Origin of the sequence: Planctomyces sp. SH-PL14 (genome assembly GCF_001610835.1) — a bacterium.
Lineage (GTDB): Bacteria > Planctomycetota > Planctomycetia > Planctomycetales > Planctomycetaceae > Planctomyces_A.
Window position 1 is genome coordinate 6,473,835 of sequence record NZ_CP011270.1, and the last position, 21,051, is coordinate 6,494,885.

Genomic DNA, 21,051 nt, shown 5'->3' on the forward strand with positions numbered 1-21,051 from the left:
GGGGCGTGGCCCCCTTGACCCCAGGCTGCCATGGCACAATGGGTTTAAGGTAGCAGCGTCGTGTCGGCAAGGACACGTTTTGTCTACTCAATCCACCAGTTGCGCTGCAGGTACTCCTGGAACTCACCGAAGTACACAAACAGCCGGCTCCGAGGAGCACACTCCAACCGCGCATTCACCTCCATCCCGATCCGCCGCAGCGGCAACGTCTCCGTCTCCATCGTCCCATACACTGGTACCGCCGTCCCCAACTCCGGCGTGACGACGGACCGATCTCCAATCCGCTCAATCCGCCCCGGATGCGTCTGCTCCGGCCGAGCCACCGCCCGGTACTCCACCGCAATCTCCGGATGCTCCGCCGCCCACGTCAGCAGGTGCCCGGCCCGCTTCTCTGGCACCGACATCTCCACATGCCAAGGGCCGGTCTCATCCATGACGGTCAGAAGCGTCTCCCCCCGCTGCACCGGCCGACCCATCAGCGTCTTCACCGGATCGGACGTCGTCACCGTCCCCGCGATCGGGGCCTTCACGACCAGCTTCTCCCGCTCCGCCTCATCGACCACCAGCTGCTCGCGAAGCGTCTTGATCTCCTGGCTCAGCACCGCCATCTGGGCCTGCAGCCGGGCTGACTGCTCCCGCGACTGCCCGGCCAGCGCCGTCCGCAGCTCCGCCCGCGTCGCATCGACCCGCTTCAGCTTCTCTTCCAGCTGGCTCGACCGTTCCCGGATCGAGTCCTCGATCGGCGTCGACTGCATCCGGACCAGGATGTCTCCCGCCTGAACCGCCTGGGACTCGCGGACCAGCACCTCCGCGACTTCGCCATCAAGGGCCGCATAGACATCCCGCCGGACGACCGGCATCAGATGTCCCCGGCATTCAATCGGAAGCGGGATCTCGCTCGTCGCCAGGAACCACATCGTCCAGGCAAGGCACGCGACCGCAAGCACCACCCACATCAACCGCGACCCGCGAAGGAGCTCGGCCAGGAACCCCGCGGTCTGGAACCCGGGCACCATCGTCAGCCGCCGGTGCCGCCGGGCGTTCTCGAGAGCCAGCGACACCTGTTCGAGACACGGGGCGAGCCGCGCCGCGAGGGCCGGGTGGGGAAGACTCTCGGTGAAGTATTCGAAGGCGATCGCCCCCAGGATCTTCCGCGGGGCGGTCGACGGCTTGCCGTTCTTTCCGGCCGGGGCGGTGGCGAAGACCGGCTCGATCAGGATCACCTGGGCCGAACTGGCTTCGATGTACTCGGCGAGCGTGCGCGAGATATCCCCCGGGAGCTCGTCCCCTTCGCCGGTGAACTGGAAGCGGCGGCCGGTCCGGACGACGCCGAGGGCGAGCGACTGCAGGAGCTGCACCTGCCGCGAGCGGGAGTTGACGGTCTTTTGTCCGCTGGCCGCCGCGAGGACCGGCTTGCGGCGGCGGTGTTCGAAGAAGCTGACCCGGTCGCAGTGGACGATCGGCCGCAGTTCGTGGGCGGCGGTGAGCATCGTCTCGGACGGATCGAGCGAGCCGTGCAGCCGCCGGACGAACGCTTCAAACTCCGGGAAAAAGGCTCCGTGGTCGGAAACCTTTTCGGCCTGGCCGGCGCGGCGGAGGAACCGCTCGACGAGGTCGATGAGCTCGGTGACGGCGGAGACGATCTCCGGTTCTTCGAAGTCGATCTCTTCGTCGGTGAAGAGCTGAATCAGGCCGATCTTCTTCCCGGAGTCCCGGATGGGGATCAGGGCCGTGAAGGGGAAGGGGATCGTGACGCCGAGGGTGTGGCGGCGGGTCAGGGGGCCTTCGGCCTGCCAGCCGTCGATCAGCAGGTGCTGGCAGGAGACGGAGGTCCGGCGGTCATTCATAACGCCGGTTTCGAGGAACCGCAGATGGGTCAGCAGGCCCATTGCGTTCTGCTGCTTCGTCCCCGCCATCCAGATCGCGCCGATTGCGGCGGGGTGATCCGCGGTCAGGAGGGCGAGGAGCTTGTCGAAGAACTCGAGCGGGGCGCAGTCCTTGGTGATGAGACGGCGGACTTGTTCGACGGCGGCGTGGAGTGCCAGGCCGACGGGGGCGGCCGAGGACGAGCCGGCTTCTGTCGCGAGGGAAGGGGACGCGGCGGGTGGTGTTGGAAGCGGCGGTCGTGCCATCTGGGAAATCCTTTTCCACCCCGGTCCGGACGAATGCCGCGCGGGCGGCCTGCTTCGGACGGGCGCTCCGGGCCCGTCTGTGACGGCGTAAGTTCCACTGGAATCGGGGTATGGGTCAAGACGGTTTTCGTCTTGTGACGGCGGCGGACTCGCCCGTAAGTTCCCTCGTCGTCCGTTCCACCGGGTCTCGCCGAGGGGTCCCCATGTCCCGCTGTCTGCTGTTTGCCGTCTGGACTGTTGCCGCCCTCGTCTGTGCCCCGGCCGGATCGTGGGCTGAGGAGCCCGGTGTGCATGTCCCGAACTGCCGCGTGAGCGTGATGCAGCGGGCGGCGGTGGCGGGTGAGAAGTTGGGGGTTCTGACGGAGGTTCTGTTCCGCGAAGGGGAGATGGTCCGCAAGGGGGACCTGGTGGCCCGGTTACGGGATCAGGCGGCGCGGCAGAGTCTTCTGATTGCCCGGAAAGAGGCTGCGAACGAGATCGATCTTCGTTTTGCCGAGAAGGCGAGCGAACTGGCGACGCTGGAGTATTCGAAGGCGGCGGAGCTGAACCGAGATGTGCCGGGGGGGCATTCGGAGCTGGAGATCCGGAAGTTGCGGTTGGCGGCGGAGCGGGCGGTGCTGCAGATTCAGCAGGCGACGTTTCGGCTGGAGCTGGCGGATTTGCGGCGGCGGGAGGCGGAGGTCGCTTTGGAGTCGTTCCGGATTACGGCTCCTTTTGACGGGGTGGTGTTGCGGGTGCACAAGCAGCTGGGTGAGGCGGTGCACCCGGGTGATCCGCTGATTGAGATTGGCAACTTCTCCGTGATGCGGGTGGAGGGGTTTGTGTCTGTGCCGGAGAGTTTGCTCCTTCGGAAGGGGAATCCGGTGACGGTGGCGGTGACGGGTCTGGAGGCGAAGGCGGATGGGCAGCGGCCGTATTTCACGGGTCGGGTGACGTTTGTGGATCCGGTGGTGAATGAGGTGAGTCAGCAGGTGCGGGTGTGGGCTGAGGTGGAGAATCGGGAGGATCTTCTTCGTGATGGGCTGACGGCGGTGATGCGGATTGATCCGAGTACGCGAAGCACGGGTCGTCCGGCTGCGCGAACCGCGACTGCCCCGGAGTGACTCTTCGGACAGCGTGTCGCATAAGAGCCGGGTCCAGGGGCACCCTGGTGGGGGATGCAAGGGGGCAACGCCCCTTTGCCCGCCGGAGGCCTGGCCGTCGAGAGATGTCTGAAGGAGTCCGTGTCCAAGCGCGTACACCGTGCCGTATGCCCCCACGCCAACCCGCGGGGAATGCAAAGCGAGCGGTGAGTCCTCAACGCCGGTTCCACAAAGGGGACGTCCGTTGTGTACCACGGTTCCTCATGGAAGCGCCTCCGGCGGCAAGGGGGCGTGGCCCCCTTGACCCCAGGCTGCCGTAGCACGTTGGGTTTGAGGTAGCATAGCTGTGCCGGCAAGGACGCTTAGCCGTCTGCCTTCACCAGCTCTTCGATCAGGCGGCGGATGCGTTCCCGCTCGCTCGCCTTCTCCGGCTCGGACGCACCGACCGGCCCACGGAAATGGATCGGGCTGTCGAACACGGTTTCCGCATCGTTCGTGAACCGAATCCGCTGAAGCACGTCCCGCAGCGGCTCAGGTGCCTTGTCCGGAACGGAGCGATACGGAGCCGTCAGCCCCAGCACCAGAATCGCCGCCCGGTCCCACGTTCCGACCGACCATGCGGTGTTGGTCTCGCCCCCCGACTTCTCAGCCAGGACGTTCCGCAGCGTCTTCCGGATCTCCGCGTCCGTCGTCGACTGCAGGCTCTCGATCCAGCGGTCGAGATCCTCCGCCGCGGTTCGGGCTTCCGCCTGGACCGTTTCGGCCTTGGCTTGGAGACCGGACGACAGCGTTCGGGAGAGAGCGGCGAACGACGTCACGAACGTCTTCGAAGCGTCGGACTCAAACGCCTCCGCGACCCGTCCAAGCGATTCGAGCGTCCAGTTCCCCCACGCCAGCTGCACGCGGGTGTTCCCCTGCCGGGCGTAGTGGAACTCGTTCGCGTCGGCGGCCGGCTGCCAGAAGCCCCGCTCCTGGCGCCAGGAATTGGACTCCAGGTCATGATGACAGGCGAAACAGCTGTACTCCGAAAGCTCCGGCCAGGGAGCTTTCCCCTGCGTCGAGAGCGCCGCCCGCCGCTCCAGCTGCTGCAGCGCCGTCGAGGCCCCGACCAGCTGGCCGACGAGCCAGTCCCGCATCGGCTGCGGCGCGGTCTCTGGCTTGGCGGCTCCGGTCCGGTTCTCTTTCCAGTGCGACGGGATAAGCGTCTGGTACCACGACATGTCGAACTTCATCCCCGGATGTCCCGCGGCGATGAGGTCGTGGTTCACGTCCCGTCCCGCGTCTCCGACGTGGCACGACGTGCAGATCCTGGCCCGCGACAGCGGAGTCTCCGTGTCGAGGAAACCCAGCTTTGCCTTCTGCTCGTTTGTGTACTTGAGCCACTCAGGCCGGTAGTGAACCTGGATCCACTGGCTCGCGTTCCCGTGGCACCCTTCGCAGCTCACCCCTTCGGAGAGAGACGGGCCGCGGGCGACCGAAGGCTTTCCGGAGTGGGCGTCCCCCGGACCGTGGCAGGCGAGGCAGCTGTCCCAGTACCGCTGGAACTCCGCCTCTTTGCCGGGGCGGGGGACGAGGTTGTCGTCCGCCACGCCGAGGTTCCGCATCATGTGGCGTGAACGCTCTTCGAACAGCACCGCGTAGGCGTGCGAGTGCGGGTCGTCGAGCCAGACGTGGAACTCATCGCCGCGGATCGCCGTCGGCCTGGGATCGACGGTCAAACTTCCGTGGCAGGCGGTCGTGGAGCACGACGGGCTGCCGAGCGGTTTGCCGATCGCCTGGCTGGAGCCCGAGGAGGCGGCGGGGGCCGAAGCTGGCGTCGTCGCATCAGGCGTCTTCGCTTCGAGCCCCGGACGGAAGGCGGTTCCCCCTCCGACAGCCAGGGCGAACAGGAGAGCCGAGGCCGCGCGGACGCCCCGCTTTCCCTTTCGCGGCTGGCTCGGGGCGGCGCCCGTCATTGCAGCGCCTCCGACGGAATGGCGGGCTGGCGATCCTCCGGACGGCCCGCTGGCGAACGACCCTCCAGGAACTCGCGGATGCCGGTCTTGGTCACCTTGTCCCGGGCGCCGTGGTGGAACAGGTGGCACTCGATGCACCCGGCGCCGACTGCCACCGTCCCGGTGTTGACCGCCCGCTGGCCGTGACACTTCTGACAGACCTCGATCGCCGGCATCAGGATGTCCCGCGACGTCGTGCTGGCAAACACCGTCGCCAGTTCGTTCGCGTTCGCCGGAAGCGTCGGGTAGAGCGTCTTGGTGTCGATGTCCTTGTACGGGAGCCCGTTGCGGGTGTGGCACGCCTCGCAGCTCATCGATTCATGCCGGTCGTGGCGGAAGCGGCTGTGCGGCATCCATCGCTCCGGAATCCGCGGCGGGACGACCTTCCAGGAGACCCGCGAGCCCTCTTCGGACTTCTCCGTCTTATGGCACTTCGTACAGGCCGATTCGAGGAGCGACTTGAGCTCGGGGCGGCCGGGCTCGACCGACTTCTGCGACGACGAGAAGAGCCGCTGCTCCCACTCCTCATAGAGAGCGGAGAAGTCGCCGGCCTTCGTCGGCTTCGAGGGGGCTTTCGTCGGTCCGCCGAGCGGATCCTGCGGCGGCTGCGTCTGCTGGGCGGCGGTGGCGCTGAGCCGGTCGACGAGGATCCCGCGGATGATCTCGGGGGCTTCGTGCGGCAGCTCGCCGGTCGCCTTGAAACCGAGCTTGTGGCATTCCTGGCAGTGCCGCTCGAAGTTGATCGGCCGCAGGTAAGCCCCGCTGACGTCCCGCTCGTGGCAGTCGACGCAGGCCAGCGTACGCGTCTTGTCCTTCCCCGCGATCAGGTTCGGCTCAAGGTGCAAGTGGTGGTTGAACTCGAGGGCGACGTTGTCAACCAGCTGTCCTTCTTCGAGCCGCGTGAGCTGAAGCGCCCGGTGGCGGCCGGGGACGGAGGTGTCGGGCGGGGGATCGCGGAGGATCGCGAACTCGGGATGGTCGTGGAAACTCCCCATCGTGAGCTGGAACTTCGGATCGGGGAGGGTCGGAGCGAGCTTGGCGTGGCAGCGGGTGCAGTGCTCGTCCGTGATCGCCGCCAGGAGCGACCCGCCGTTGTGCTCGACGTGGCACCCCGCGCAGCCGATCTCGTCAAACTGCTTCTCGAGGTCCGTGATCGCGGTTCCGGTCAGGAAGTCCCCCAGCAGGAGCTTGTCCGGGAACCGGCCGTTCACCGTGAACTGCTGATGGATGTGGTTCTCGCTCGTCTCCGCGTGGCAGGTCTGGCACTGCGCGTCGGAGGTGGAGTGGATCCGGTTGTCGAAGTGCAGCAGCCGGCGGAAGGTGGCGAACGACTGGTCGTGGCACGCCTTGCAGTTCTTCTCGAAGACCCGGTGCCCGTCCGAGATGGGGCGGGCCTGGAATGCCCGGTGATCGCCGCCGAGGACGGGGATCAGCAGGAACAGCGTCAGGACGCCGGAGAGCCAGACCAGCCGGCGTCTCCAGACGCGCGTGCGGTTGACTTGCCGCGCCACTTCGACGTCATATCGACTCGCGATGTCCTTAAGGCGACGCTGGTCAGGCACTGTCCGAACCCGGTGCAGAACATGTCAGAGGGCCGTGGCCGTCAACGGCGTGGCCATGGTAGCGGTCGACCGGCTGGCGCGACAGTCTTCCGAAGTCAGTTCCCGCGTGGAAAAAGCGGCGTCGGCCCATGGCTGGGCGCGACTTCGTGCGGGGAGGGGGATCGGTCCTTGAGGCTCCTCAGATTGCTCTAGCAGCGATTGTCGAAGTTACGATAGCGTAACCGCGCGTGCGCGAATGGAATGGACTGGTCGCCGTACAGTCGGCGTGTCGTTCCGCACGAACGACCTGAAAAGATCCAGGTTGAGGTGGGGCAGGGGGGGAGTTGGAACCGGACGTTCCGAGGCCCTGGCTGACCCTATGCGCGGCGCCCCGAGCGACAACGCCGGCAACAAGACAGGCAGAAGACAGGACGTCTCACCATGGCTGTACATCCGACCGCCGTCATCGACTCTGCGGCCGTGATCGATCCCACCGCCTCCATCGGGGCGTACTGCGTGATCGAAGGCCCGGTTCGGATCGGAGCCGGGACGGTCCTTTCGCCATTCGTCCACATTCTCGGCGACACGGAAATCGGTTCCGAGTGTCGGATCCACACCGGGACGGTCGTCGGCGACCTCCCACAGGACCGGGCCTTCCAGGGACATCACTCCTCGGTCCGGATCGGGAACCAGACCACGCTGCGGGAGAACGTCACCGTCCATCGCGGGACGATCCCGGAATCGGTCACGAGCATCGGCGACCGCTGCATCCTGATGGCCGGCGCGCACGTCGGTCACAACTGTGTCGTCCGGGACGACGTGATGCTGGTCAACGGCGTGCTGCTGGGGGGCTATGTCGAAGTCGGCCGCCGGGCGGTGATTTCCGGCAACACCGGCGTCCACCAGTTCTGCCGGATCGGCGAGTTCGCGATGATCGGCGGGCTGTCGAAGATCACCCAGGACGTCGTCCCCTACTTCATGGTCGACGGTCACGGACTCTGTGCCGGGATTAACCGCGTCGGTATGCGGCGGGCGGGGATCGGCCGGGACGACATGGAAGAGGCCAAGACCGCGTTCCGGATTCTCTGCCGGACGCCGAGCACGCTGAAGACCGCCGTCGAACGGCTCGATGCCGCCATGGAGACGCCGACCGGCCGTCTGATCTTCGACTTTGTCGCCAAGTCGTCGAAGCGCGGGTTCCATCTGGAGCCGCTTCACGCCGAGGAAATGCCCGCCGCCGTCGCGACGCCGGCTCCCACGATCCTGCCGATCTCCGACGCGGTGGCGCTGCCGAAGGCGGCCTGATCTCCGGCCGCAACGGAATTACGACTCCATCCGCCACGGCTTTGCGCCCGGCGTGTCTCCGCGGCGACCACCTTGAGAGACGGTACTGCGGCCCGCGGCGACCGGTCTCCACGAACTTTCCCATGAAATGCCCGGTTTCGGCTCGCCGGGGCGAAGGAATTGCTTGCGCCGTCTCAAGTGGCGCGTTGTTTGCTTCTGGGCTTTCCCGGTGAAGACGTCCGCGCGTCGATCGTGGGCAGCGCGCTCGTCGGACCGCGTCCGGGTGAGGGAGCAGGCATGCTTGGCTTTTTCTGGTGGATTCTCATCGGCTTCTTTGCCGGCCTGATCGCGCGAGCGCTCGTCCCGGGCAATCACTCGATGGGATGCATGACGACGATCGGCCTGGGACTTCTCGGATCGATTGTCGGTGGAGCGATTTCGTCTGGTTTCAGCGGCGTCGATCCCCGCGACACGCGGCTGCATACGAGCGGCCTGATCATGTCGACGATCGGCGCGATTCTGGTCCTTGTGCTGTACGGCGCGTATTCCCGCCGTCGCGGTCCGTAGTCCGGTCGGTGTTTTGGAAAAGCGGCGTCGCCCGTTCCTTGTTCTCGTGGCTCCGAGTTCATGAAACCGTCTTCGCAGAGTTCAGCGAACACCTCCTCGATCCCGTCCCGCGCGGGGCGGGGAACCGGTGCCGACTCTGTCGCGCCGCTTCGAGAGTCCGCCGCCGGCCGGGGGGCGGAGGGAGCGTGGGGGGCGGCGGCCGGTTTCCGCAGCGTCCAAGTGCTGTTGGGGATCGTGCTGACGGTCACGATTCTTTACTTCGGAAGTTCGATTCTCGTCCCGTTCGCGCTGGCGGTCCTGTTCGCCATGCTCCTGCACCCGATCGTTCATCGGCTGGAGCGATGGATCGGACGGATTGCTTCCGTCGTCACGGTCGTCGCCGCTCTGATGCTTTCGGCCCTGGGAGTGGGCTGGGTCGTCAGTCTGCAGCTGGTCGATCTCGCCAACCGGATTCCCGAGTATCAGAAGCAGCTCGTCGTCAAGCTGGAGCGTCTGCGGGGGAGCGATTCCTCCAGCGGGACGATGCACAAGTTCCAGCAGGCGATGGACCACCTCATGAACGCCATCGAGGCGGGGACGAAGCCTTCGTCCGAGCCTCCCAAGGACGAGCCGTTCTTCAAGGAGATTCTCGACGGCCGCCGTGAGCCCCAGAAGGTTCAGGTCGTCCCGGAGCCGACCTCGCGGTGGGCGGCGATCGCGATCGCGCTGACGTCGCTCGCGAATCCCCTCGCCACGTTCGGGATCGTGACGGTGCTGGTCATCTTCCTGCTGATTCAGCGGGAGGATGTCCGCGACCGGGTCGTGCGGCTGATGGGGACCGGGAAGCTGACGCTGACCACGAACACGCTGGGGGAGATGGGGAGCCGGATCAGCCGCTACCTGCTGATGAACGCGCTCGTCAACGGCGGCTTCGGGCTGGCTGTGACGCTGGGCCTGCTGGCGATCGGGATCGAGTACGCCCTGATGTGGGGGTTCCTGGCGTTCGTCCTGCGGTTCCTTCCCTACATCGGCCCGATTGCCGCTACGGTCCTGCCGGTGGCGATGGCCGCCGTCCAGTTCGAAAGCTGGATGCCGCTGATCTACACCGGCGGACTGTTCCTGGTTCTGGAGCTGTTTACGAACAACGTCGTCGAGCCGCTGGCCTATGGGCACAGCGCGGGTGTCTCGATCATTGCCATCCTTGTCACGGCCACGTTCTGGACGTGGGTGTGGGGACCGGTGGGGCTCGTGCTCTCCGTCCCGATGACCGTGATGCTGGCGGTGCTCGGAAAGCACGTGCCGCAGCTGCAGTCGCTGGGGATCGCCCTCGGGGATGAGCCGCCGCTCGAAACGTACGTTATCTATTACCAGCGGCTACTGGCGGGGGACCAGGAGGAGGCGGAGTCGCTCCTGGAGGAGCATGAGGCGCAGCGGGGGCTTGTCGGCGTGTATGACTCGATCGTCGTTCCGGCGCTGGCGCTCGCGGAACGGGATCGTGTGGGGGGGCAGCTCAGCGCGCGGCAGATCGATTTCATCTGGAAGTCGACGGAAGATCTGGTCGACGAACTAGCGGTCCCGGACCCGATGGTCCGGGGCGATGCGGCGGTCGAGCCGGCGCTGGAGATCCGCATGCTGGGGTGCGCGGTCCAGGACCGGGCGGACGCCCTTGCGTTGCGGATGCTCTCGAACTCGTTGCAGGCGACGGGCGGAACGCTCGATACGATGTCGGATTCGATGCTCGCGGCGGAGCTTCTGGAGCATGTGGAGCGGGATCGGCCGGACATCCTGTTTCTTTCCGCTCTCGGAGGGGGAGGGGCGGTTCAGCTCCGTTACCTGCTGAAGCGGATCCGGCAGCGGGAGCGGAATCTGAATGTGGTCGTGTGCCGGTGGGGGTATCCGGGGGGCAAGGAGCGGATGGCGAACCGGATGCGCGAGTGGGGGGCGAGCCGGGTGGTGACGACGTTGGCTGAGGCGATGCAGATTGCTCGCAGCACGCCGCGGATGGAGCGTGTGCCGGTCGCCGCCAACTGAAAAGCTGAACACCGTCCCGGCCGGAGCAGCGTCGCTAGCTCAAACCCAACGTGCTACGGCCGCTGGGGTCAAGGGGGCAACCCCTTGCCGCCGGAGGCACTTCCACGAGGAACCGTGGGACACAACGGGCGTCCCCTTTGTGGTACCCGCTATGAGGACTCCCTCAACCGATACCGCTCACTTTGCAATCCCCGCGGGTTAGATGAGGGGGCATACGACGCGGTGTCCGCGATTGGACACGATCTCTTTCAGACATCACCCGACGAGAGGGCCTCCGGCGGGCAAAGGGGCGTTGCCCCTCTGCACTCCCCACCAGGGTGCCCCTGGACCCGGTGAGGTGAGGACCAAGTCACCCTAAAGGCACAGTTCCATCTCAATGAACTGCCACGGCGTCTTCTGATACGCCGCCTTCATGATGTGCAGCGTCTTCCACCGCGTGATGTGATGCGGGCTCGTGAACTTCGGCGTTTCCTCCGGAAGGCCAAGCAACACGTCCTTGCGGATCACCATCGCCCGCACCTTCCGGGTCTTCATCTCCCCGGCACACTCGAACGTCAGGGCCACCAGATACCGGCCCGTCACGACCGGCTGCCCAAGATCACGTCGGATGAGGCCCGCGGCAAACTTCTCCGAGACCTCGTTCAGGACAGAGTTCAGGTAGTACCAGTACTCCGCCTGCGGCAGCGGGAGCAGCGGATTCGCCTCGGTCGTCCGCTGGGACGCCCTGAGGACCTCGCTCACCGCCACCTTATTGAGAAAGATGTCCTCACAGCTCTTCTCGAGAAGCGTGCGGATCAGCAGCGTGTTGTCGACGAACAGGTTCAGCGACACATTGATCCGGTCGAGATACTCCTTCCGCTGCCACTTCTGACGGGCCCGCCAATACCCGTACCACCCGGTGAGCGACGCCAGCAGGATCGTGATTCCCCACTGAATCCCCCGTTCCCGCAGATGGGTCAGAATCTGATCGAGCATCCGTCTCTCCAGGGCGTCGGTCGCAGGGAAGCGGGGCCGTTCGATCCACCCGACATGGTCGATCGTGTCCGCGACGGCGGTCTTTGTGGGACAACGTCTCCATGGGGACGCCGGTTCAACAAATCCGGTTCGGGCCGCGGCGACGAGGGACCGTTTCCCGGGGAACCCGGCACTCAGGAAGCGGACTTGGCCGGCGTTTCGGGGCGAACCTCCGGCGTGGACCGGAACTCCTGCTCGTCGACGATCGCCACGCTGTGCGGCTCGATCCGGTACGTGATCCCGCGCCATTCGTGGCGCCGCGTCAGCCAGGCGGTCAGGACGGCCGCCGGATAATAGAACCCGAGGAATAGCAGGGCGAAGGAGCAGCTCAGAATCTGTCCCAGGTCGTATCGCCGGAGCGTCACTCCGCGCCATTCCCTGAGCAGCTTGCGGACAAGGCCGTCGAACTGGAGGACCATAACCTGCACAACGGTTCCATAGAGGAACGTGCAGATCCCCCATGTCGCGATGTTGGCTCCCCCTTCGTAGATCGTCCAGGGGAGGCAGACCCAGCCCAGGGCGCCGAGGAGCATCGCCTGCAGAAGAACCCAATTGGCCGCCGGGTGATGCAGCCGCGCCGCCAACATCTGGCGGAGGAGGAAGCCCCAGAACGAGGCGAACGACGTCCGCTCCTCGTTCAGCATCACCAGCGGAATGACCGGCACGGCGCTCGTGTTCCGCCGGTCCAGGAAGTTGGCGAGCTGCGTGTCCTCGCTGAAGGCATGGGCCAGAAGGTCGAGGTACTCCGGATCGCGAAACACCTCTCGGCGAAGCGCCAGGCTTCCACCCCATGGGATGTGGTACTGGACCATCGACGGGACAGCCATGCCGTTCCAGTAGAACCGCAGCAGTCCCACCGGGTCGCTCCCCTGGGGGGAATACCAGCGGTTGCCGGTCGAGGCCAGGACCCGCGGGTCCTTCATCGGAGCGACGAGCTCCCGCAGCCAGGTCGGATGGGTGATCGCGTCGCCGTCGCAGGTCGCGATGACTTCAACGTCGTCCGGGGTGCGGCTGTAGGCGCAGTGCAGACTGCTCGCCTTGCGGGTGCAGGTTGAGAAGGCGTGGTCCCGGATCATCACCTCGACCCGGTCCGCCCCATGCAGCGCCTGCAGTTCACGGACATGGGGGAGCGCCTCGTCGGTCTCGGTGTCGACGACGATCAGGACCTTGTAGTCCGGGTAGTCCTGATGGACGAGCCCCGAGAGACAGCGGTCGAGGAACGGGTCGCTGCCGCGGAGGCAGAGGACGATCTGGGCCTTGGGGGTATAGTCGCCGAACAGCGCGGGATACCCGTTGTCCAGGGCCTGGCGCAAGGCCCGCCGAGGAGCGCGCGACTGAAGCCAGGTCAGGAGCGACAGGCCGCAGGCGAGAACGATCGATACGATTCCGGACCAACCCAGTGCATTGTCTCCCAATTTGTGACGGAACCGCGAAGTTTTGGCGTATTGAAGTGGGCCCGCATGCGACCGGGCTCGTCCCGGACTATCGTCCAGAGGAGGGGGCCGGATACATCGGATATGCCGCAAGTCCTCGATAGGAAGATACTTTGCGCTCCGACTCCCGGCAAGACGTGTCCCCGGCGGCTGCCCCCGCTCTCCGGCGCGGCGGTGGCTGATTTCTCACCACCCGGCGTGGCGCGATCGGCCTTCGGTCCTTCGAGGTCGGCTTTCGACCTTCGGGGTCGGTCGGTCGCGGGCTGGAGAAGGGGCTCGCCGGGAAAACCACTCCTTCGAAAATTCCGCCCGCGCGATTCGCTTTGCTACACTCGGGTTCACATCACAAACCTCTGTCGCGATTCATCGAGATCGGCGTCCATGGATTTCTACAAGGAATGGCTGGGGATTCCCGACGGGCCGCGTCCGCCCGATCACTACGAGCTGCTGCGGGTCAAGCGGTTCGAAGACGACACGGACAAGATTCGCGCCCACTACAAGAAGCTCAATACCCACGTCCGCAAGTACGCCTCCGGGCAGTATTCGGTCAAGTCGCAGGAGATCCTGAATGAGCTCGCCAAGGCGATGCTCTGCCTCACGGACCTCGACCGCAAGACCGAGTACGACGAGGGGATGGGGCGCGAAGTTCCGGTCCGCAAGGACTCCTTCGGCCGGGCTCCGCTCCTGGACGTGCTCGTCAAGCAGGGAAAGATTTCGCGGCAGCAGAAGACCGAAGTGGAAGAGTTCGCCGGCAAGCGCGGGCTCTCCCATCGGGACGCGGTCGTGCAGATGAAGCTCGTCGAAGCGGATGCCGCCGCCCAGGCGCTCGCCATCCAGCTGGGGTTCTCCTACGTCGACCTCGAGGACATGCTCCCCGAGGACGACATCCTCGATCAGGTCCCCCGCCAGCTCGTCAAGAAGCACACCTTCGTCCCGCTGTTCATCGACGACGACCGGCTGCTCGTGGCGTGCGTGGACGAACTGGAGCATGAACTGGAAGACGAACTGCGGCTGCGGTACGACGTCCCGGTCCGGGCGGTCCTCGCCACCCCGCGGGCGGTCAGCCAGGCGATCGCCAAGTACTACGCCCCCGGCGCGCGCGACGAAGCCAAATCGAGCGCCGCTCCAGCCAAGTCCGGCGGCAAGGGGGCCAAAGGGAAGGCGGCGAAGTCCGATGGCGGAGGCGGCAAGTCGTCCAAGGCCGCGGAAGCGAAAATCCCCTTCAAAGAACTGCCTGCCGAGGAGCAGGCAAGCCGGAAGCAGACGGGCCTCCTGATCATGTGCTGGAGCGTCATGATCCCCATGGCGTTCAAGCTGATGGAGTTCAGCGAGACCCTCAAGCCCTATCTCGCCGACTACAAGTTTCTCGGCTACGCCTGGATGCTGGCCTTCGTGACCGGCCCGCTTGCGGTCCTGTGGGTGACTCAAAAGTACTGGAAGTAGCCCTTTCTGCGTGCCATGAACGTAAAAAGAGGGCGGTCGAGACAATCTCGACCGCCCTCTTTGCATCGATGGTGCAGAATTTCGACTACATCAGGTCAAGCGGGATGTCGTTCGGGCCTTCCGGCTTGATGGTTGCCTTCAATCCCATCGGCGAGGGGGAGGCGTACTTGGCCGGCAGCAGGTTCTTCGGGGGAGGCTGATTTTCTGCGGGCGGACGGTAGTCCCCGGTTTCGGGAGAGCCCGAGCCCTGACCTCCCTTGGGAGCCTCCATCTTGGTCACGGCAACCATGTAATCTCCCGCCGGGGCTCCGTCGCCGGCTGAATGAGTCGTCAGGGCGAACTTGCCTGCGGCATCCGTCGTGGCATAGGCCCCAAGCTTGCCGTCGGTGCTCAGGAACGTGACCGTGGCCCCCTCGACTGGCTGCCCCTTGAAGGTCACCGTCCCTCCCGCCTTGTAGACCGCAGGGCCCTTGGGTGGGGGGGCGCTGCTGCCGCAACCGGCCAGGACGGCAGACAGGAGGCAGAACAGGAGAGAACGCGTCATGAACGAAGAGCCGAAGTGAAGGTTCAAGGGCGGACGGGGCGATCCATGAGAACGCCCGACCGATGCAATGCGAGATTCTATTCTTCACGGCCGATTCGCAAAGGGTCGTCGCACGCTCGCCATTCTGAGTTTTGCCTGAATTTGACTGTTCTCCGCCGATCCCTACTGGCGATTGGGACTGACCAAGTGTTTAGGTGCGTCGCAACATTAATCTATGTACATATGCCCGTTGACACTTCTTCGTTTCCTCACATAATTCCGGGCCCAGGGATTTTCTGAAGGCTTCGCCACGGGTGCGGTGGAGCGCGGCTGAAGGTCATGCGCTGTGGCCGGCTGTTTGCCAGGAGATTCGGTCTTTTTGAGTGGAGTTGGTCGCTTCATGGTCGTACGGAGTCGCAAGGGGTTCACGCTGATCGAACTCCTGGTTGTCATCGCCATCATCGCTGTACTGGTCGCCATTCTTCTCCCCGCCGTTCAGCAGGCGCGGGAAGCGGCGCGGAATTCCCAGTGCAAGAACAATCTGAAGCAGATCGGAATCGCCCTCCACAGCTACCATGAAGTGTTCGGCTGCTTCATGGCACGCAAAGGTGGCAGCGGCAACGGCGGGACGAATGCCAGCCCCTATTACGACGGGAACTACAACCGCCTGAGCGGCTTTGTCCCGATGCTCCCGTACATTGATCAGGGAGCACTCTACGGAAAGATCCAGCAGGGGGATGCGACCCACGCCTCGGGCGGCCCCGCCGGCTGGGACGGGTGGGCGGTCTGGAACGTTAAGATTCCGACCTACCAGTGTCCTTCCGATCGCGAAATCTCCGCCGGCCAGATGCAGCACAGTTATGCATTCAGCATGGGCGACGGTCCGATTCGCGACAACGTGAGTGCGGGTACTGTCCGCGGCTTGTTCGGCTACCAGCGCTGCGTTCGAATCGGCGACATCCAGGACGGAACGAGCAACACGATTGCCATGAGCGAACACTGCAAAGCGGAATTCGCTGCGGTGACGACGACGGCGAACGCCTACCCGGCCATCGAAGGGATTGCCAACAACGTCACCTTCGGCACCCCGGCGATTCCGGGCGTCTGTCTCACGCAGGCCTCGAACGGGTTTTTCATCCCGGGGATTTCTGTGAAGGGAAAGCGTGGATACGTCTACACGGACGGCCAGCCGGAGCGGGTTGGCTTCCACACGATCCTTGGTCCGAACGCTCCGTCCTGCGGTGAAGGCGGCAATACGAATGCCGACAACTCGCACACGTTGCTCCCGCCTTCGAGCCGTCACGCGGGGACTGTCAATGCCGTGATGTCGGACGGTGCTGTGCGGACGATCAGCGACAGCATCGACACCGGCAATCTGGCCATTGGTCCGGCGACCAGCGGCCCGAGCCCCTACGGCGTCTGGGGCGCCATTGGCTCCAAGGACGGTGGCGACAAGGTCCAAGACTTCTAAGCTTCGAAGTCCTATTGTTGGCAACGACCAGCCGACTCTCCGAAAGGAGAGTCGGCTTTTTTGTTGGCCTTCGAGGTCAGCGCCCGGATCGAGGCGTTGAGGAGCAATCGCTCCGACTACCACTTCCAGTCGGAGCGGCCCTTGAGGTTCTGAATCCGCTCCGAGGGCCAGCCGCCGTTCTTGAGGCGGGTGATCGTGTCGGCGCACATCGTGAGCGTGTCCCGCTGGCTTTCGACATCGAGACCGGCGAGGTGGCCGCAGAAGATCACGTTCTCGAACTCCAGCAGCGGGCTGCTCTTGGCGAGGGGCTCTTTCTCAAAGACGTCGAGACCCGCTCCGCGGAGGTGCTTGGACTTGAGGGCGTCGTAGAGCGCCTTCTCGTCGATCAGCGAGCCGCGGGCGGTGTTGATCAGGACCGAGCCGGGCTTCATTTGGCCGATTCGCTCGGCGTTCATCATGTGCCGCGTCTCAGCGGTCGCCGGGTTGTGGAGCGTCACGTAGTCGGAGCGGGAGAGGAGATCGTCGAGCGAGGTGAGCTCGATGCCCCAGGTCTGCACGAATTCCGGGTTCGGATAGGGCTCGCAGGAGAGGACGTTCATCCCCAGGCCAACGGCGCGGGTGGCGACCGCCTGGCCGATCCGGCCGAGGCCGACGATCCCGATCGTGGAGCCCATGATTCGGGGGGTCTGGACCCGCAGCCACTGGCCGCGGCGGCATTCGAGGTCGCGGAAGGGGAAGCCGCGGCCGATCGCCATGAGCATCGCGATGGCGTGCTCGGCGACGGCGTGGTGGTTCACGCCGGGGGTCGTGGCGACGACGATCTCAAGCTCGTCGCAGGTCTTGGTGTCGATGGCGTCGAAGCCGACGCCGGTGCGAGCCAGGACCCGCAGACCGGGGAGGGCGTGGAGGACGTCGCGGGTGTAGGGTTCCGAGCCGGCGACGATGGCGCAGCATCCCTGGGCTTCGCGGATGAGGGTGTCCGGGTTCCAGTAGTCGAGCGTGCGGTCGACTGGCTGGACGGTGAAGCCCGCTTCCTGGAGGAGAGCGACGTGCGGACCTTCGTCCGCGCTGAGGGCAGTGGACTTGACGTTGAGCGGCATGGTGAGAGAAGAGGCTGAGGTCAGAAAGCGTGTGACTGGAAGGCTATCGGAAGGATAGGAGCGTGTGTAGTGGGGCCTCTGGCTCGAACCGCGTTCTCGCCGGCACGACTCCGCTCGCTCAAACCCAATGTGCGACGGCAGCTGGGGTCAAGGGGGGAACCCCCTTGCCGCCGGAGGCCGTTCGATGAGAAACCGTGGTAAGCAACGGACGTCCCCTTTGTGGTACCCGGCGTTGAGGGCTCCCACACATCACACCGCTCGCTTTGCAATCCCCGCGTGTTGGTGAGGGGGGCATCCGGCACGTCGTCCGCGCTTGGACACGCGCTCCTTCAGACATCTCTCGACGGCCAGGCCTCCGGCGGGCAAAGGGGCGTGGCCCCCTTGCATCCCCCACCAGGGTGCCCCTGGACCCGGTGACTTTGGATGTCGTCCCGTGGATGTCCTCGATCGCCCCCCGCCTCCTATCATTCCCACATGTCCACCGAGAAGACCGAAGCCCTCGTCATCCGCCTGGCCGACTTCAGCGAGAGCAGCCGCGTCGTCACCTTCTTCACGCGGGATTTCGGCAAAATCAGCGCTCTGGCGAAAGGAGCGAAACGCCTCAAAGGGCCCTTCGAAGGCGCTCTTGACCTCCTTTCCGAATGTCACCTAGTGTTCATCAGGAAGGAGTCTTCCGCCCTGGATCTGGCCACGGAAACCCAACTGATTCGCCGGTTTCAGCCGCACGGCAAGAACCTGTCGAGCCTGTACGCCGGGTACTACGTGGCCGAGCTCCTGGATGGGCTGACTCTGGAGGATGATCCCCATCCTCACCTGTACGCGGCGGCGACCGATGCCCTCCTGCGACTCTCGCTCGAGGACGACCATCGCCTCCCGGTTTTCCAGTTCGAGCTGCGGCTCCTTCACGAGATCGGACACCTCCCCTCCTTTGAAGCCTGCGAGATTTGCGGGCGGCCGGTCGACTCCGGCGAAACTGCCCGGTTCTGGGTCTCGCAGGGGGGACTGATCTGTGACAAGTGCGGCCGGCCGGAGTATGAACACACCTCAATTCACCCGGAGACGATCTCGGTCCTGCGAAACCTGCTCAGGCCCTCCGACGTTTCCTCCCCGTCCGACCCTTCCCTTTCGTCCTCCTCATCCCTTCCCCTTCCTCCGCTCGCATCGCGGGAACTGAGACGTCTCCTGACGGCGGCCATCGCCCACATCCTGGAGCGTCGACCCAAAATGCTGGCCTATCTCAAGTTCTAGCCTCAATGGACGAGACTGGAACCTGAACCCGACACGGATGTCCCTCAACTGCCGCATCACCTTCGGAGTCCGATCCCGCCGCTGGCGGGGCGCCGCGCTCGGGTGCTTGTGGATCTCCGTCCTGACGGGTTGCCAGGCAACCACCCGCTCCCGCAACACGACCGTGACGATGGTCGCCGACAAGGGAACCAACAAAGAGGAGCAGCGGGACGGCGACTACAACATCCAGGGGCCCACGCAGCGACTCCTGAACGCCCGGAACTGGCAGCGGGAAAAGGAAACGGCGATCGCCCAGGGGAATGAGGCGGCGATCGAAGGGCTCCCCGAGTACCAGGCGGCCGAAGACCTCTACAACGCGGGCAAGTACAAGGAGGCCGAGAAGGCCTTCAAGACTCTCGCCAAGGAACGCCGCAAGAGCTACGAGACCTGGCAGGTCCGCTGGGACAACTGGATCGGCGTCAAGAACGCTGCCAAGTGGGACCCCTATTCGAACTTCGGCGATCCGATCGAGGAAGACTCCCTGTTCATGCTGGCGGAGTGCCAGTTCGCCCAGAAGCGGTACTCCTACGCCCAGGACTCGTATGACGACCTGCTGAACCGCTATCCGTCGACGCGGCACATGGACCATACGACGCGGCAGCTCTTCCGCATCGCCCGGTACTGGCTCGACGTCAAGGACCCGGTCCCCGACGACGGCGACATCCAGGCAACCTCCGGCGAGGAGCAGCGGAAAGAGAGCCTCAAGCCCAAGGCGGCGCGCAGCGGCATCCTGCCGAACGTGGCGGACCGGACGCGGCCGACATTCGACACCGACGGCCGGGCCCTCCAGGCACTCCGCTCGATCTGGCTGCACGATACGACCGGACCGCTGGCGGACGACGCCCTGATGCTCTCCGCCAACTACCACCTGCGGACCGGGGACTTCACGGAGTCGGCCCGGCTCTACAAGCTGCTCCGCGAGCAGTATCCGGACAGCAAGCACTTTGAAGACGCGTTCATGCTCGGCTCGCATGTGACGTTGGCGTCCTACCAGGGCCCGTCCTACGACGGCAAGTCGCTCGACGAGGCGATCAAGCTCAAGGAAGCCGCCCTGCGGATCTTCCCCGATCTCTCCGATGAACAGCGGACCCGGCTCGCCGGCGAGCTGCGGCGGATGTACGACGCGGAAGTCGAGCGGATCTGGGACAAGGTCGAGTTCTACGAAGCGAAGAATTCGCCGAAGTCGGTCGAGCTCTACTGCAACGTGCTGATCAACAAGTATCCGAAGAGCCCGTATGCGGACCTGGCCCGCAAGAAGCTCCAGGAGACGAACCGCGACGTCGCATCCCGCGGCCGGACCCCCGGCTGGTGGCCAGGAGGCGAGAAGTCGGCCGAGGCACCCGAATCCCGTCCCCCGGCCGCGCCCCCGTCGCCTCCGCCGGAAAAGGCGGTTGTTCCCGACGCTCCGGCCGAAGAGAAAGCCGAACCCAAGGAGCCGCGGCGGTTCCAGTTCCCCAACCCGCTCCGGCGGGCTCCCAAGGCCCCCGACCTGCAGTCCCCCGGCAGCGACTCCGCGGAACCTCCGCTCGTGGCGCCGGCGGCCGGTTCGGCCTCACTCGATGAATAGGTTCCTCGTATCGGAATGATCCAGAGAACGGTCATCGCGATGTGCGCTGTCTGCTGGCTGGCGACCAGCGGATGCGGTTATCGCATGGGCGCTCCTTACGCCGCGGAGGTCCGGACGGTTCACGTTCCGACCTTCACGACCGACTCCTTCCGACGGGGTTTCGAGCTCCAGCTCACCGAGTCGGTTCAGAAGCAGATCCAGCTCCGGACTCCGTATCGACTGGCCAAGGAGCCGGGGGCCGATACCCGGCTGACGGGACGGGTCGTTTCGATCTCCAAGCGGGTCGAGAACCAGACGAAGTTTGACGACCCCCGCGAACTCGAGATGCAGTACGGCATCGAGATCAAGTGGGAAGACGTCCGGACGGGGCAGCCGCTGGCTGAACGCTCGATGGCTCTTCCGGGGAACGTCGTCCAGCTCCTGACGGACGTCAGCTTCGCCCCGGAGACTGGACAGTCGCTCGCCGTCGCTCAGCAGCAGGCGGCCGATCAGTTGGCGCGGCAGATCGTGGGGATGATGGAGACGCCTTGGTGAGACCCGTGGAACGATAGGTCTCCAACGCAATTGACCTCACCGGGTCCAGGGGCACCCTGGTGGGGGATG

Annotated in this window: 16 protein-coding genes; 9 read left to right on the top strand and 7 right to left on the bottom strand. The window is 65.2% G+C overall.

Features of this window, described 5'->3' with window-relative positions; all coding sequences use genetic code 11:
- Positions 1–83: 83 nt before the first annotated feature.
- Complete coding sequence (locus VT03_RS24745; RefSeq protein ID WP_075095478.1) at positions 84–2,132, bottom strand: efflux RND transporter periplasmic adaptor subunit; 2,049 nt, start codon at positions 2,130–2,132, stop codon at positions 84–86.
- Between the two features lie 203 nt (positions 2,133–2,335).
- Between VT03_RS24745 and VT03_RS24750 the strand changes: the two genes are divergently transcribed.
- Positions 2,336–3,235: an efflux RND transporter periplasmic adaptor subunit gene (locus VT03_RS24750; RefSeq protein ID WP_075095479.1), complete on the top strand. Its 900-nt coding sequence runs from the start codon at positions 2,336–2,338 to the stop codon at positions 3,233–3,235.
- A gap of 341 nt (positions 3,236–3,576) precedes the next feature.
- On the opposite strand, the gene VT03_RS24755 is transcribed toward VT03_RS24750, so the two are convergent.
- Together VT03_RS24755 and VT03_RS24760 are read right to left on the bottom strand one after the other, a co-directional pair.
- Entirely contained in the window at positions 3,577–5,169 is a 1,593-nt protein-coding gene (locus tag VT03_RS24755; protein WP_075095480.1) for a multiheme c-type cytochrome, read from the bottom strand.
- Complete coding sequence (locus VT03_RS24760; RefSeq protein ID WP_156514739.1) at positions 5,166–6,770, bottom strand: cytochrome c3 family protein; 1,605 nt, start codon at positions 6,768–6,770, stop codon at positions 5,166–5,168. The genes VT03_RS24755 and VT03_RS24760 overlap by 4 nt, the downstream gene beginning before the upstream one ends.
- A 420-nt stretch (positions 6,771–7,190) precedes the next feature.
- Between VT03_RS24760 and lpxA the strand changes: the two genes are divergently transcribed.
- The 3 genes from lpxA to VT03_RS24775 all read left to right on the top strand — a co-directional run bounded on the left by lpxA (position 7,191) and on the right by VT03_RS24775 (position 10,610).
- Positions 7,191–8,054: an acyl-ACP--UDP-N-acetylglucosamine O-acyltransferase gene (gene lpxA / locus VT03_RS24765; protein ID WP_075095482.1), complete on the top strand. Its 864-nt coding sequence runs from the start codon at positions 7,191–7,193 to the stop codon at positions 8,052–8,054.
- Positions 8,055–8,330: 276 nt separating this feature from the next.
- Positions 8,331–8,600, top strand: coding sequence for a GlsB/YeaQ/YmgE family stress response membrane protein (locus VT03_RS24770; RefSeq protein ID WP_075097281.1), 270 nt, complete (start codon positions 8,331–8,333; stop codon positions 8,598–8,600).
- A 60-nt stretch (positions 8,601–8,660) separates the two neighbouring features.
- Entirely contained in the window at positions 8,661–10,610 is a 1,950-nt protein-coding gene (locus VT03_RS24775) for an AI-2E family transporter (protein ID WP_082846514.1), read from the top strand.
- Between the two features lie 354 nt (positions 10,611–10,964).
- Here the strand turns inward: VT03_RS24775 and VT03_RS24780 are convergent, their stop codons facing one another.
- Positions 10,965–11,585, bottom strand: a complete 621-nt coding sequence (locus tag VT03_RS24780; RefSeq protein ID WP_075095484.1) for a hypothetical protein — start codon at positions 11,583–11,585, stop codon at positions 10,965–10,967.
- 173 nt (positions 11,586–11,758) lie between these two features.
- Positions 11,759–12,937 (bottom strand): glycosyltransferase, encoded by a 1,179-nt coding sequence (locus tag VT03_RS24785; protein WP_197489073.1) that lies wholly within the window; start codon positions 12,935–12,937, stop codon positions 11,759–11,761.
- A gap of 501 nt (positions 12,938–13,438) precedes the next feature.
- Between VT03_RS24785 and VT03_RS24790 the strand changes: the two genes are divergently transcribed.
- A complete protein-coding gene (locus tag VT03_RS24790) occupies positions 13,439–14,500 on the top strand; it encodes a hypothetical protein (protein ID WP_075095486.1) in 1,062 nt (353 codons plus the stop codon).
- An 85-nt stretch (positions 14,501–14,585) separates the two neighbouring features.
- Here the strand turns inward: VT03_RS24790 and VT03_RS24795 are convergent, their stop codons facing one another.
- On the bottom strand, positions 14,586–15,044 hold the full coding sequence (locus VT03_RS24795; RefSeq protein WP_156514740.1) for a carboxypeptidase-like regulatory domain-containing protein: 459 nt from the start codon (positions 15,042–15,044) through the stop codon (positions 14,586–14,588).
- A gap of 379 nt (positions 15,045–15,423) precedes the next feature.
- Between VT03_RS24795 and VT03_RS24800 the strand changes: the two genes are divergently transcribed.
- Positions 15,424–16,494, top strand: a complete 1,071-nt coding sequence (locus VT03_RS24800; RefSeq protein ID WP_075095488.1) for a DUF1559 domain-containing protein — start codon at positions 15,424–15,426, stop codon at positions 16,492–16,494.
- 116 nt (positions 16,495–16,610) lie between these two features.
- Here VT03_RS24800 and VT03_RS24805 read toward each other — a convergent pair whose 3' ends face one another.
- Positions 16,611–17,594 (bottom strand): phosphoglycerate dehydrogenase, encoded by a 984-nt coding sequence (locus VT03_RS24805; protein WP_075095489.1) that lies wholly within the window; start codon positions 17,592–17,594, stop codon positions 16,611–16,613.
- A gap of 474 nt (positions 17,595–18,068) precedes the next feature.
- Between VT03_RS24805 and recO the strand changes: the two genes are divergently transcribed.
- Genes recO through lptE form a run of 3 tightly spaced genes read left to right on the top strand, consistent with a single transcriptional unit; the run spans position 18,069 to position 20,982 of the window.
- A complete protein-coding gene (recO, locus tag VT03_RS24810; protein ID WP_075095490.1) occupies positions 18,069–18,842 on the top strand; it encodes a DNA repair protein RecO in 774 nt (257 codons plus the stop codon).
- A gap of 37 nt (positions 18,843–18,879) precedes the next feature.
- Positions 18,880–20,448 (top strand): tetratricopeptide repeat protein, encoded by a 1,569-nt coding sequence (locus tag VT03_RS24815; RefSeq protein ID WP_075095491.1) that lies wholly within the window; start codon positions 18,880–18,882, stop codon positions 20,446–20,448.
- A gap of 15 nt (positions 20,449–20,463) precedes the next feature.
- Positions 20,464–20,982, top strand: coding sequence for an LPS assembly lipoprotein LptE (lptE, locus tag VT03_RS24820; protein WP_075095492.1), 519 nt, complete (start codon positions 20,464–20,466; stop codon positions 20,980–20,982).
- Positions 20,983–21,051 lie beyond the last annotated feature (69 nt).